Annotated in this window: 13 protein-coding genes; 6 read left to right on the forward strand and 7 right to left on the reverse strand. The window is 70.4% G+C overall.

Annotated features, from left to right (window positions below; translation table 11 throughout):
- Positions 1-32 precede the first annotated feature (32 nt).
- The 5 genes from BU204_RS18840 to BU204_RS18860 all read right to left on the reverse strand — a co-directional run bounded on the left by BU204_RS18840 (position 33) and on the right by BU204_RS18860 (position 3,611).
- A complete protein-coding gene (locus BU204_RS18840; RefSeq protein ID WP_083661426.1) occupies positions 33-191 on the reverse strand; it encodes a DUF397 domain-containing protein in 159 nt (52 codons plus the stop codon).
- 1 nt (position 192) lies between these two features.
- A complete protein-coding gene (locus BU204_RS18845) occupies positions 193-1,023 on the reverse strand; it encodes a helix-turn-helix domain-containing protein (protein WP_083661427.1) in 831 nt (276 codons plus the stop codon).
- Between the two features lie 408 nt (positions 1,024-1,431).
- Positions 1,432-2,298 carry an ABC transporter permease subunit gene (locus BU204_RS18850; RefSeq protein WP_075127092.1) on the reverse strand — a complete coding sequence of 289 codons (867 nt, stop codon included), beginning with the start codon at positions 2,296-2,298 and terminating at the stop codon, positions 1,432-1,434.
- A 27-nt stretch (positions 2,299-2,325) separates the two neighbouring features.
- On the reverse strand, positions 2,326-3,216 hold the full coding sequence (locus BU204_RS18855; protein WP_075127016.1) for an ABC transporter ATP-binding protein: 891 nt from the start codon (positions 3,214-3,216) through the stop codon (positions 2,326-2,328).
- Entirely contained in the window at positions 3,213-3,611 is a 399-nt protein-coding gene (locus BU204_RS18860) for a GntR family transcriptional regulator (RefSeq protein ID WP_075127017.1), read from the reverse strand. The genes BU204_RS18855 and BU204_RS18860 overlap by 4 nt, the downstream gene beginning before the upstream one ends.
- 155 nt (positions 3,612-3,766) lie before the next feature.
- Between BU204_RS18860 and BU204_RS18865 the strand changes: the two genes are divergently transcribed.
- The 4 genes from BU204_RS18865 (at position 3,767) to BU204_RS18880 (ending at position 8,338) form a co-directional block, all read left to right on the forward strand.
- Positions 3,767-4,813, forward strand: coding sequence for a pectate lyase family protein (locus tag BU204_RS18865; RefSeq protein ID WP_233160406.1), 1,047 nt, complete (start codon positions 3,767-3,769; stop codon positions 4,811-4,813).
- A 198-nt stretch (positions 4,814-5,011) separates the two neighbouring features.
- Positions 5,012-5,524 (forward strand): hypothetical protein, encoded by a 513-nt coding sequence (locus tag BU204_RS18870; protein WP_143229587.1) that lies wholly within the window; start codon positions 5,012-5,014, stop codon positions 5,522-5,524.
- A gap of 51 nt (positions 5,525-5,575) precedes the next feature.
- Positions 5,576-7,840 carry a catalase gene (locus BU204_RS18875; protein ID WP_075127019.1) on the forward strand — a complete coding sequence of 755 codons (2,265 nt, stop codon included), beginning with the start codon at positions 5,576-5,578 and terminating at the stop codon, positions 7,838-7,840.
- A 105-nt stretch (positions 7,841-7,945) separates the two neighbouring features.
- On the forward strand, positions 7,946-8,338 hold the full coding sequence (locus BU204_RS18880; RefSeq protein ID WP_075127094.1) for an ankyrin repeat domain-containing protein: 393 nt from the start codon (positions 7,946-7,948) through the stop codon (positions 8,336-8,338).
- Between the two features lie 3 nt (positions 8,339-8,341).
- On the opposite strand, the gene BU204_RS18885 is transcribed toward BU204_RS18880, so the two are convergent.
- Positions 8,342-8,584 (reverse strand): acyl carrier protein, encoded by a 243-nt coding sequence (locus BU204_RS18885; protein ID WP_075127020.1) that lies wholly within the window; start codon positions 8,582-8,584, stop codon positions 8,342-8,344.
- Between the two features lie 189 nt (positions 8,585-8,773).
- Between BU204_RS18885 and BU204_RS18890 the strand changes: the two genes are divergently transcribed.
- Positions 8,774-9,409 (forward strand): tetratricopeptide repeat protein, encoded by a 636-nt coding sequence (locus BU204_RS18890; RefSeq protein ID WP_143229588.1) that lies wholly within the window; start codon positions 8,774-8,776, stop codon positions 9,407-9,409.
- On the opposite strand, the gene BU204_RS18895 is transcribed toward BU204_RS18890, so the two are convergent.
- Positions 9,352-10,560, reverse strand: a complete 1,209-nt coding sequence (locus BU204_RS18895; RefSeq protein ID WP_075127022.1) for a Fic family protein — start codon at positions 10,558-10,560, stop codon at positions 9,352-9,354. The genes BU204_RS18890 and BU204_RS18895 overlap by 58 nt on opposite strands.
- A 448-nt stretch (positions 10,561-11,008) precedes the next feature.
- Between BU204_RS18895 and BU204_RS18900 the strand changes: the two genes are divergently transcribed.
- Positions 11,009-12,631 carry a methyl-accepting chemotaxis protein gene (locus BU204_RS18900; RefSeq protein ID WP_075127023.1) on the forward strand — a complete coding sequence of 541 codons (1,623 nt, stop codon included), beginning with the start codon at positions 11,009-11,011 and terminating at the stop codon, positions 12,629-12,631.
- Positions 12,632-12,674 lie beyond the last annotated feature (43 nt).

Genomic DNA, 12,674 nt, shown 5'->3' on the forward strand with positions numbered 1-12,674 from the left:
GCGCGGCCCCCCAGATACCTCGGCCCAGGCGACTACCGGCGCCGAGCGACCTCGAGCAACTCGGCCAGCGCGGCCGGCGACACCGGCATGACAGTGGTGTGGCACTTGCTGTCGCGGACCGCTGCCAGGTCCCGCCTGATCTCGACACATGCCCCGCTGTCACCGGAGAAACTCGACTTGCGCCACTCCATGTCATGCCTCCTTGAGAATCGATCGCAGCCTATCGCAACTCTGCGAGACGGAGGGGGAGACGCGATCCAGCTTCGCGATCATCGCCAGGTACGGCTCAGCTTGCTCATCGTGCAGATAAACCCCTCCTGCGGCTACTTCCACGTTGACCACCGGCGTGGTGTGAGGAAACGTCATGTAGAGCCAGGAATGGCTGATCAATCCGAGTGGCACGTGTTCTGGCACCACCCGTACCGGTATGCCACGCTCCCGCGCGTTCAACAGGTGGATGAGCTGCTCCCGATGTCCACTTCGACCACCGAAGGGAGTCCGTATCGCGGTCTCGCTGATAAAGGCGACGTAGTCCACGGTGCCGAGAATCTTCTGCCGTCGGCGCCGCGCGACCCAACGCAACTCGGCCGCGTCGCGCGGAACATCCTCGGAGAGCATGAGCGCCATCGCGTAGGACTCGACCTGCAAGAGTCCGGGTACGAGGGTGGCAGCCCAACTGGTCAGCCCATTAGCGTCAACGGCATAGCTGGCCAGAGTGCCCATCTCGGTCGGAACCCCGGGCAACGGCCGGTCCCACCAACCAGAAGCGTTGTCCGCCCGGACCTCGGCGATGATCTCCTCCCGCTCCGCGGACGGGATGTGGTAGGCGGTGAGGATCATCGCCACGCACTCCGTGCTGATCCGCCGCTGGCCGTTCTCGATGCGGGACATGGTCGCCGCTGACCAACCCAGTACAGCGGCAGCCGCCTCGAGACTCAGCTCGGTACGTCCCCTGCGCATGGCGCGGAGCCGAGCACCGACAATGCGGTCCCGTGGACGTGGGGACTGTCGCTTGTTCGGCATGACCTACCTTTCCACCCACGTAAGCGCCAGCGCCTTTTCCGAAGAAAGCCTAGCGTTCTGTACAGGGAGTCGCGGCAGGAGAGGTCATGAATCATTTCACGTCGAAGGCCAGCGCGGTGATGTGGCGTCAGGGAGTGGCGTCAACTCAATACGTCCACTACTGCGCTGACCCGACGCCGGACACGGTACTCGGTCTGCTCTGGTCCGTCCACAACGCACCGTGTTTTCCGGGGGAACCGCCAGAAGGACTGGAACGCTGCCCGGTCTGTGTTGGCCAGCTCGGCAGCGAACTACTCGCCAGCATGGGGAGGTGATTCAACTCAGGGAAGTGGGCCATGTTCCGGGGCTCCCCGCGGCCCCAAACACGGGGAGCCCCGACATTTCCCGCCCGAATGCGGCGTCGAAACGTCAGATTGGTTTACGCGCCACCCGGTAGACGACCGGGCCGGCGAGCAGCACGGTCGCCAGGGCGAGGATGCCGGTCTCGGTCCACTGGAAGCGCCAGTACCGGTCGGCGGGATGGAAGTACTCCACCATCCGGTAGCCCGCCTCGAGCGGGCAGGACAGCCAGGCCTCGCCGGACGCGTCGGCGCACTCGGGGACCGTCTCCACCTCGACCCCGGACGGCGAGAGCCACATCGAGCCCGTACGCAGACCGGCGCTCGGCGCGCTCTTGTCCTCGACAACGCGGCGTTCCGGTTCCGCGTACGCCGGGCGGGCGTCCAGGACCGCGAACAGCGCCAGCAGGAACACCGCCGTCGTCACCGCGAGCGCGGGGAGGGTGCGGCGCAGCACCCCGCCCGCCGCGGTGCCGAGCATGAACGCGAACAGCCACCACGCCCCGGCCGCCACCCCCGTGGCACCGAACATCGCCGCATCGCCGAAACGGTCGGCGACGCCGTCGAACGCCGACTGCCAGCCGGCTACGATCATGCCGAGCGCCAGGCCGGCCACCGTCACGGCGAGCCCCAGGCAGAGGAGCTTCGCCCCAAGCCAGCGCCGGCGCGGCACCGACTGCGTCCACGCCAGCCGGTGGGTCCCCCGCTCCAGCTCCCGCGCGAGCACCGGCGCTCCCCAGAACGCCCCGACCAGCAACGGCACCGCCGGGAGCCAGCTCAGATAGACCTGCACCGACTCGTACCGGTCCCGCAACGCCTCCGGTCCGGCGCCGGAAGTGCCGAGCGCGTGCACGAGCAGGAACACCCCCAGCGCCAGCAGCAGACCGGCCGTCACCAACGCCTGCGCGCGGTGCTGCCGCCACGTCAACCACACCATCTCGACCATCTCCTCGGAAAATGCGACTCAGGCCCGGGCGAGGGCGGGGCGCGGCAGGGACGCCGCGTCGGGGCGGCGGAGGTAGGCCAGTACCAGCTCCTCGAGGTCGACACCCCGCGTCGTCCACCTCGGGTCGAGCGGCTGCCGCTCCCCGCGCGTCCGCACGAGCAGCGTCGCCTGCCGGTCGGTCCGGCTGTCGTCGACCACGTCGACGCGGGCGGCGAGGCCGTCGGCCAGGTCGGCCGGGCCGGTGAGCAGTCGGTGCTCGGCGAGCAGGTCCTCGATGTCACCGGCGACCTGGATGCGACCCCGGTTGAGCAGCACCAGCCAGTCGCAGGTGTCCTCCAGGTCTGACACCACGTGCGAGGACAGCACGACCGTCATGCCGGACTCGGCGACAGCGGTCATCAGGCCACGCATGACGTCGTGGCGGGCCAGCGGGTCGAGGTTCGCCAGCGGCTCGTCGAGCACCAGCAGGTCCGGGCGCTTGGCCAGTGCCACGCTCAGCGCGACCTGCGCCTGCTGCCCGCCGGAGAGCCGTCCCACCTTGCGCGCCAGCGGGATGCCGAGCTCGGCGAGCCGGCGCCGCGCCAGCTCCCCGTCCCACCGCGGGTTCATCCGCGCTCCGAACCGGAGCATGTCGGCGACCGAGAACCCCTCGTAAAGCGGCTTGTCCTGGGCGAGGAACGCGATCCGCCGCAGGGTGTCGGCCTCGCCCGGCGCACCGCCGAGCACCGCGACGCTCCCCGCGTCCGGTTCGAGCAGGCCGACCACCAGGTGCAGCAACGTCGTCTTGCCCGCGCCGTTCGGCCCGACCAGTGCGACGACCCTTCCCGGTGGCACCGACAGGGAACACCCCTCGAGCACCCAGTTGCGCCGATACCTCTTGCCGAGCCCGGTCGCCGTCAGCGCCGTCATGCCGTGTCCTCCCCTAGCCGAAACGAGTCGAGCACCACCGACGCGACCAGCGCCTCGATGTCCTCGTGGTCCAACCCCGCGGCCCGGGCGTCGCGCACCCAGGCCGCGAGGCCCTCCCGCAACCGGGTCTGCTCGGCACCCGAGGCGCCGCCCAGCGAGCGCTGTACGAACGTTCCCAGGCCCGGTCGGCCGGTGACCAACCCCTCGCGCTCGAGCTCCCGGTACGCCTTGAGCACCGTGTTCGGGTTGATCGCCAACAGCTCCACCACCTCCCTGGCGGTGGGCAACCGGTCCCCCGGGCGCAGCACCCCCAGCCGCAGCGCGTGCTTGACCTGGTGCACGAGCTGCAGGTAGGTCGCGACGCCCGAGCCGCGGTCGAGGCGAAACTCGATCACGTCTTCCCCCTTTCACTAATGAAGTAGTGAAAGGATGCATTGTCGCGCCACCGTTGTCAAGCCACCCGCAAAGTCCACCCACTGTCCGCGATAGTCCACGTCGGCGTACCTATCCTGGAACCAGCGAGTCCACATTGGACAAACTGGAGGCCGTCGTGGCGAACCCAGCACCCACCCGCCGGCAACTCACCGCGCTGGTGGCGACCGGCGCGAGCCTGCTCGCGCTCCTCGTGGTGGCGCCGCCGGGGGCGCACGGAGCGCGGCCCGCGGCGGCCTGCGACTCGACCGACCGGCCAATCGGTTTCGCCTCGGTCGACGCCTGGGGCCAGAACGGCACCACCGGCGGCGCCGGCGGGCCGGTGGTCGAGGTGGACACCGCACCGGAGTTCCTCGCCGCGATCGCCGCGAGCGGGCCGCGCGTCGTCTGCGTGCTCGGCACGATCGCGCTGCCCGGCCCCATGCACGACGTCACCTCGGACAAGACGATCGTCGGCGGCGGCACCGGGGCCGGCCTCACCGGGGGCGGGCTCACCATCGGCCTGCCGGTCGCCGACGGGGTCACCGCGCCGCCGGCCAACGCGGTGCACAACGTGATCGTGCGCAACCTCGTGTTCCGCGACTGGCCGGACGACGCCGTCAACGTCCAGATGTTCAGCCACCACGTGTGGATCGACCACAACGACCTCGCCGAGGGCTACGACGGTGCGATCGACATCAAGCGCGGGTCGAGCTACGTCACCGTGTCCTGGAACCACACGCACGACCACACCAAGAACATGCTGCTCGGGCACGACGACGACAACGACGCCCAGGACGTCGGCCGACTGAAGGTGACCTACCACCACAACTGGTTCGACGAGACCCCGCAGCGCAACCCCCGGGTGCGGTTCGGCGAGCCGGTGCACGTGTTCAACAACTACTACTTCCACAACACCGACGTCGGCGTCGCCTGCCAGGCCGACGCCGGGTGCCTGGTCGAGGGCAACTACTTCGAGAACGTCGAGGAACCGGTGAGCAACCACTACGCCGGTCCCACCGGCCGCTGCGTGGCGCGGAACAACGTGTTCACCGGCGAGGAACCCGGCGAGCCCGAGTGCGACGGCAGCGTCGAGGAAGCCCGGAACTACTACGACTACCCGCTGGACGACCCGGCGAGCGTCAAGGCACGGGTGACGGCCGGCGCCGGGGTTGGCCGAATCTGACTCGGCCCTACCGGACGGATCGTCCTCCCGTCTCACCCCGACCCTCCGTTGTCCCTCTACAGTGGACGACAGAGGGTCGGGGCGTCCTCATCAACCAGTTGAGTAACCGGTTTCCTCCCCTGCTGGCCAGTCCGCCGGCCCACTCGTTCCGAACCAACTCCGAACGGGTGAAGAAGACCACTTCTCGGGGAGGAAGGCATGGGAGGACACGACGAGGGAGCACCTACTTCGACGGGATCACCCTCCTGGGACTGCGCCCGGATCGTGTGCGAGGTCGCGATCGAGTGCCTCGACGTCGACGCGGTGGCGATCTCGGCACGGGGAACCCACGGGACCCGCGAACTGGCGGCGGCCACCGACGGCTGGGCGACGCGGGCCGCCGAGCTCGAGGCCACGGCGGGTGAGGGGCCGGGCCACGACGCGCTGATCCTCGGCGGCGAGGTCAGCGCACCGGACCTCGACGAGGCGCGGCACCGCTGGCCCCGGTACCGCGCGCTGGCCGGTGAGCTGGGGGTGGCGGCGGTCTTCGCCTGGCCGGTTCCGGACGGCACGGGCGCCCCGGCCCTGCTGACCGGCTTCCGGCGGCAGCCGGGAGCGCTGCCCTACCAGGAACGGGTCGACGCCGCGGCGCTGATCGCGCTGGCCGCCAAGGCCCTGCGGTACGACCGGGAACGTGCTGGTCGGGCCGGAGGAGAGGCCAATAAGGAGTGAGAAGGGCCAAGCGGGGGTACGTCGTCCTCCACGTTCTACGAGGAGGCATGTGTGGACCCCAAGAAGCCCGGAAAGCTCGTCAAGGCGGCGTTGGAGAAGGCGGTCGAGAAGGTGAGCGGGCTGACCGATCCGCCCGTCCCCGGCGCTCCGGGGAGCGAACCACCCGATCTCGAGCTGCCGGTCCTCCCCCGCGAACCGCTGCCGCCCAAGGCCGACCAGGCCGCCCCGCGGACCGTGACGCCGACCGGGGTGGACACGGGCCTGCCCGCCACGTCGAAGAGCCAGCAGGGCGAGTACCTCACCACCGCGCAGGGCCTGCGGCTGTACGACACCGACCACTCGCTCAAGGCCGGCGAGCGCGGTCCGACGCTGCTGCAGGACCACCACCTGCGCGAGAAGATCATGCACTTCGACCACGAGCGCATCCCCGAGCGCGTCGTCCACGCCCGCGGCTTCGGCGCGCACGGCGTGTTCGTCGGGTACGGCACCGCGGCGAAGGTGTGCCGGGCCGACTTCCTCGGCCGGGGTACCGAGACACCGGTGTTCGTCCGGTTCTCGACGGTCGTGGGGTCGCGGGGCTCGGCGGACACCGTGCGGGACACCCGCGGCTTCGCCACGAAGTTCTACACCCGCGAGGGCACCTTCGACCTGGTCGGCAACAACATCCCGGTGTTCTTCATCCAGGACGGGATCAAGTTCCCGGACATCATCCACGCCGCCAAGCCGCACCCGGACCGGGAGATCCCGCAGGCGCAGAGCGCGCACGACACGTTCTGGGACTTCGTCTCGACGCACACCGAGGCGACCCACCACGTGATGTGGCAGATGTCCGACCGGGCGGTCCCCCGTTCCTACCGGACGATGGAGGGCTTCGGCGTCCACACGTTCCGCCTGGTCAACGCGGACGGCGGCACGTCGCTGGCGAAGTTCCACTGGAAGCCCAAGGCCGGCGTGCACTCGCTGCTCTGGGAGGAGGCGCAGCTGATCAACGGCGTCGACCCCGACTTCCACCGCCGCGATCTCGCCGACGCCATCGAGGCCGGCGCGTACCCGCAGTACGAGCTGGGCATCCAGGTGTTCCCGGACACCCAGCGGCAGACCTTCGAGGGCATCGACCTGCTCGACCCGACCAAGATCGTGCCCGAGGAGCTCGCCCCCGTGCAGCCGATCGGCATGCTCACCCTCAACCGCAACACGACGAACTTCTTCGCCGAGACCGAGCAGGTCGCCTTCCACGTCGGACACCTGGTGCCCGGGATCGACGTGACCGACGACCCGCTGCTGCACGCCAGGCTGTTCTCCTACCTGGACACCCAGCTCACCCGGCTCGGCGGGCCCAACTTCCACCAGATCCCGATCAACCGGCCGCACGCCCCGGTGAACGACATGCTGCGTGACGGGTTCCACCAGCACGCGGTGCACGGCGGTGTGGCGCCCTACAAGCCGAACACCCTGGACGGCGGCAACCCGTTCACCGCGGACCTGGAGCACGGGGCCTTCGTGGAGGTCGCCCAGCCGGTGGCCAAGGCGGCGAAGGTGCGGCGCTCCCCCGCCTCGTTCGACGATCACTTCAGCCAGCCCCGGCTGTTCTGGAAGAGCCTGTCGCCGGTGGAGAAGGAGCACACGGTCCGCGCGTTCACCTTCGAGCTCGGCAAGTGCTACGAGCAGGCGATCAAGGAGCGTCAGCTGAGGGTGTTGGCCAACGTGGACGCCGAGCTGTGCGCCCAGGTGGCGGCCGGTCTCGGGCTGCCAGCCCCGGCCCCGGCCGTACGGCCGAGGAAGGTGCAGCCCAGCCCGGCGCTGTCCCAGGTCGGCGGGACCTGGCCGCCGGACGGCCGCATGATCGGCATCGTCGTGGACCCGAGCTCGCTGGACGGGGTGCGCGAGGTGCGGGAGGCCGTGCTGTCCGCGGGGATGGTGCCGCTGCTGGTCGCGCCGACCGGCGGCCCGGTCGACGGCGCGGACCTGATGGCCCAGCGGACCTTCCTGACCGCGCGCTCGGTCGAGTTCGACGCGCTGTTGCTGGCCGCGAGCCCGCCGCCGGCGGCCGACGCGATCCCCAGCCGGGACGCCAAGGCCGGCAACCCCGGCCCGTCCGCCGTGGACCCGCGGGTGCTGCTGATGGTCCAGGAGTGCTTCCGGCACTCGAAGGCGATCGGCGCGTGGGGCCCCGGCACGGCGGTGCTGGAGCTCGCGGGCTGCGCCGGCGCGCCCGGGGTGGTCACCGGACGGTCCGGCACCGGCGTGCTCGGCAAGGTCGTCACGCTGCTCGGCCAGCACCGGGTCTGGGACCGGTTCCCGACCTCGGTCGCCTGACCCACCAGACCGACGACACCAGCCAGGACAGCCAGGAGGGCCCCGCCGACCGGCGGGGCCCTCCTGGCTGGTGTCGAGGACCATGCATTGGACTACCATCGAGCGGTGCCGGAAGCGCTGACCGAGGCGGAGCTGGAGTTCCTCCGCTCGATGTTCGACCTGGCTCGCGCCGGCCGGACCGAGGAGCTCGCCGCCGCGCTCGACGCGGGCGTACCGGCGAACCTGGCCAACGACGCCGGCGACACCCTGCTCATCCTGGCCGCCTACCACGACCACCCGGACACGGTCCTGGCACTGCTCGAGCGCGGAGCCGACACCGGGCGGATCAACGACCGCGGGCAGACGGCACTCGGGGCGGCGGTCTTCCGCCGTTCCACCGAGAGCGTCACCCACCTGCTGTCCGCCGGCGCCGACCCCGCGCTCGGACCACGCTCCGCGCTACAGATCGCGCAGTTCTTCGACCTGCCCGAGATGCTCACGCTGCTCCGGCAGGGTTGACCGTCAGGAGAGAGCCGGCCCTGACTCCGAGGTGCCGGAAAGCTCCTTGAGGAACTCGTGGCACTGCTTGGCGCGCGCCGAGTCCTCTTCCATCACCTTGCGGAAGAAGTCCGCGATGTCGGAGCGGTTGGCGTTCTCGGCGTCGCGGACGTACTGCCCGTAGTCGTGCCCCGCCTTGAGGGCGTGGTACTGCACCGAGATCAGGTCGTAGGACACATCGTCGAACCCTGTCTCACCGGTGGCCATACTGTCTCCCTTCTCCGTTTCTCCTGGACCGCGAATACCCACCGGATCCGAGTTCACTCGTCCAGCCGGCAACCCGCACCCGTCCGGCGGGACGCGTCATCGCGACGTGCTCGCCGTCTCCCACCAGATGGCTCCCCTCCGGACGTGGAGGTGGCTCGAGCGGCGAGCGGATGGTGGTGGGTGGTTTCCGTGCAAGGTGTCGACGAACCGGTGGTCGAGCTGCTGCACCGGCGGGCGAGCGCGTCGGCCGCGACCGGGGAGTGGGCCCGCGCCGAGCTGGACTGGCTGCGGGTCCTCGCGATCGCCGAGGAGACCGGCGACCAGCGGCGGTTCGAGGCCACCCTGCCACTGCTCGGGGCCACCTACCAGGCGTGGGGTCGCCCGCACCGGACGGTGGACGTGCTGCTCGAGCTCGCTACGGCCCGGGAGCGCGACGGGGACCCGGTCGGGCACGCCGACGCCCTGGCCGCGGTGGGGCGCACGCTGACCGACGCCCTGCGGCCCGACGCCGCGATCGACTACCTCGGGCGCGCCGAGAAGGAGCTCGCCGGGCTCGGCGACCGCGCGGCCACGGACCCGGCGGTGGCGCCGCTGCATGCCTCAGTTCTGGAGGAGCTCGCCCGGGCCCACGTCGCGCGCGGGACGATCAACACCGCCCGAACCCTTCTTCGGCAGGCGCTGACGCTGGTCGTCGACCTGGACGAGGAGGCGGCCGAGCGGGTCCGCACCCGCCAGGCCGCGCTGCCGGACGCCCGGGTCGAGCCGGCTCAGCGGCGGGCCGGGTCGGGCAGGGACCGGTCCTGTGGGGACACCCGGCCGTCGTAGAGGTTGAGCAGGCGCATGACCGTCGGGACCTCGTACAGCTTGTTCCGCTTGCGGCTGCCCACTTCCTTGAGCAGGCCGTAGCCCTCCAGCTTCTGGATCAGCGTGCGGCTCTGCTTGACCGAGATCTGGCAGAGCCGGGCAACCAGCTGCGCGGTCAGCATCGGGTTGCCGGACAGGGCGTTGACCACGCGCGCGATGGCGTCGTTGCGGGTCGGCAGGCGCTCGAAGTGGCGGTGGCGCTCCCGCTCCAGCGCGTGCACGAGCATCAGTTGGCTCTCGCACTGCTCGATGATCGCCTCGGCGAAGAAGCCCACCCAGTCGTCGAAGTCCCCGGTGTCGACCACCTGCCGGTGCAGCCGCTCGAACCGCGCCCGGTTGCGGTCGACGAACACCGACACCGGGACGCACTGGTCCTCGACCAGCCCGGCCTTGATCAGCTCCAGGGACACGTAGGAGTACACCAGCTCGTCCGCGTGCTCCAGGGGAGCCAGGGTGTAGAGCTGGTAGGCGCCGAGCGCGAGCTTGGCGACGACCTGCATGTCGGTGGTGGTGTCGACCCACACCTTCCACTGCTCGGCGGCACCGCGCAGGTCCGCGCCCGGGGGCGCGGCGAGCAGGTAGGCGTGTTCGGCCCGGCCGCCACCGAACCAGCGCGGGCCCGATCGCCAGGGGAGGCGGTTGTGGACGGTCTGCTCCGCGCGCAGGGGGTCGGCGACGGCGGCCGCCAGCCTGAAGACCGTCTCCCCGACCGGCGAGTCGTGGACCCGGCGGGCGGCCTCGTCGCTGGCGCGGAGGAACTGGCGGACCGCCAGCACCTCGGGTGGGGACGGCACGCGGCCGGAGAGTTCGGCGGCGAGCACCTCGCGGAAGGCGACGATCACCTGCTTGAGGGCCAGCATGCTCTGCGCCTCCCGCAGCTGGGTCGTGCGCACCAGGATGCGCCGGTCGGTGAGGCGGACCGCGGCCTCGTCGAGCCGGCCGGCGAGGTGGTGGGCCCGGGAGAGCAGGTTCTGGGTTCGCAGGCTCACCGGCAGTTCGCCCGGCAGGGGCCTGGGCAGGAAAGCCCCCTCCTCCCGGACACGAAGCGGCAGTCCGGCGATCTCCCCGGTGCGCAGCCACAGTCCGGAGGCCGTGAGCGTGGGTTTGACCATGGGCGAGAGCGTTCAGTAAGCACCCGAAACGCCGCAAGTCTTCCCCAGCGCCGTTCAAGATCCACCCCGGCTCGGGCCGACGACTGGAATTCCACACCCTGCCCGGTCGGTGAGAATCACCCGCCCGATACCGAAAGCCCTGGTCAACCCCTGCCTCGTGCTTTTTGGGCAGAATGCTGGAAGTAAACCGACCGTGAGTTAGATGTCCACTTTCCACTGCTTCGGATCGCCCGACTTGTCGAGTCAGGACTGAAGAAGACATCGCCGAGGTAAGAAAGAACCACCCGATCAGGTGATCAATCGCCTGTGCGTGTTCACCCCTCCGCGCTCGGGCAGACCGGTGCCCCGCCATACCGCGCGGCCATCGGATGAGACGAACTTCTCAGCACGACCGCGGTCACGCCGATGGAGGCACCAACAAGTGTCCTGAGATCCGTGGGAGGGCTGTATGCCTCGGTCACAAGGCGAGTACAAGCGAGGCCGGTTCAACCTCCTCGCCGACCGCCCGGTACGTGTCAAGATCCTCGCCGTGCTGGCCGTCGCCAGCGTGGGTGTCATCGCCGTCGCGATCACCACGCACCTGGCGCTCGGCACCATGCGCGAGAACGTCGACTCGCTGTACGAGGAAGGGATCGCGGCCGGCTTCCACGAGTCCCTCGTGCACCAGCAGGAGATCAAGGTCCGGATGGACCTGTTCGCCCACCTGGACGAGCCCACCGCCGAGGGCAAGGCGGGCTGGGAGCAGGACATCGTCGACGACGAGGCCGAGCTCGACGCCGCCGTCGAGGCGTACAACGAGCTGGTCGGCAACACCACCGAGCTCGGGCCGTTCGTGGCGAGCTGGAACGAGGTGCGCTCGCTCTACAACGAGCTGCTGATCCCGGCCTCCCGGGCCGGCGACTCCGCGTCCTGGCGCGAGGCCTACGCCAACAAGGTCAAGCCGGCGATCAGCCAGGCCGCCGACGACCTCGACGCCCTCGAGGCGTGGCGGACCGAGCAGGGCAAGGTGCAGCACGACGACGCCGCGAACGCCGAGTCGACGGGCCGGACCACGATGGTCGTGGTGATCCTGCTCGCCCTGGCCGCCGGCGCGTGGCTCGCCCTCGCCGTCGCCCGCCGGATCGTGCGCCCGCTCGGCAACGTGTCGCAGGCGCTCGACAACATGGCCCGCGGGGACCTCACCACCCACGTCACCGTCGAGAGCCGGGACGAGGTGGGCCACATGGCGGTCGCGTTGAACACCGCGACGAAGAGCCTCAACGACACGATCCGCCACATCGAGTCCTCGCTCGCCGAGCTGGACAGCGCCTCCCGGGAGCTGACCGGCACCAGCGACCAGCTGGCCGCCGACGCCAGCTCCAGCCGTCAGCGCGCCGGCACGGTCGCCGACGCCGCGAGCCAGGTGACCGAGAACGTCCATTCGGTGGCCACGGGTTCGCAGGAGATGGACCAGGCGATCGGTGCCATCGCGCAGAGCGCCAGCGCCGCGGCCAAGGTCGGCGAGCAGGCCGTCGCCGCGGCCCAGTCCACGACCGAGACCATCGGCAGGCTCGGCGCGTCGAGCTCGGAGATCGGCAACGTGATGAAGACGATCACGTCGATCGCCGAGCAGACCAACCTGCTCGCGCTCAACGCCACGATCGAGGCGGCCCGCGCGGGCGACGCCGGCAAGGGCTTCGCGGTGGTCGCCGGCGAGGTCAAGGACCTGGCCCAGGAGACCGGCAAGGCCACCGAGGACATCTCGCGCCGGGTCGAGGCCATCCAGGTCGGCACCGACGACGCGGTCCGGGCGATCGCGGAGATCAGCGAGATCATCGAGAACATCAACGAGTTCCAGATGGCCATCGCCTCCGCGGTCGAGGAGCAGAGCGCCACCACGCGGGAGATGGACCGCAGCGTGTCCACCGCGGCCACCGGCTCGGCGAACATCACCGGCTACATCGACGACGTGGCCTCGGTCGCGGAGTCGGTCGCCGACGGCGCGGAGCGGACCCGCACCGCGGCGGCGAACCTGTCGGCGATGTCGGACCGGCTCAACGAGCTCGTCGGGGGGTTCCAGACCAAGCCCTGACCCGCTCCACACGAGGGCGCCCGCCCGGTCACCCGACCGCGGG

It is taken from the genome of Actinophytocola xanthii (assembly GCF_001921205.1).
Taxonomy (GTDB): Bacteria; Actinomycetota; Actinomycetes; order Mycobacteriales; family Pseudonocardiaceae; genus Actinophytocola; species Actinophytocola xanthii.

What these genes read in the sequence shown, in the direction of transcription:
- BU204_RS18885 (WP_075127020.1), bottom strand. Translation starts at nt 8,584, where the DNA reads ATGGCCACCGGTGAGACAGGGTTCGACGATGTGTCCTACGACCTGATC.
- BU204_RS18850 (WP_075127092.1), bottom strand. Translation starts at nt 2,298, where the DNA reads ATGGTGTGGTTGACGTGGCGGCAGCACCGCGCGCAGGCGTTGGTGACG.
- BU204_RS18870 (WP_143229587.1), top strand. Translation starts at nt 5,012, where the DNA reads ATGGGAGGACACGACGAGGGAGCACCTACTTCGACGGGATCACCCTCC.
- BU204_RS18855 (WP_075127016.1), bottom strand. Translation starts at nt 3,216, where the DNA reads ATGACGGCGCTGACGGCGACCGGGCTCGGCAAGAGGTATCGGCGCAAC.
- BU204_RS18840 (WP_083661426.1), bottom strand. Translation starts at nt 191, where the DNA reads ATGGAGTGGCGCAAGTCGAGTTTCTCCGGTGACAGCGGGGCATGTGTC.
- BU204_RS18900 (WP_075127023.1), top strand. Translation starts at nt 11,009, where the DNA reads ATGCCTCGGTCACAAGGCGAGTACAAGCGAGGCCGGTTCAACCTCCTC.
- BU204_RS18895 (WP_075127022.1), bottom strand. Translation starts at nt 10,560, where the DNA reads ATGGTCAAACCCACGCTCACGGCCTCCGGACTGTGGCTGCGCACCGGG.
- BU204_RS18845 (WP_083661427.1), bottom strand. Translation starts at nt 1,023, where the DNA reads ATGCCGAACAAGCGACAGTCCCCACGTCCACGGGACCGCATTGTCGGT.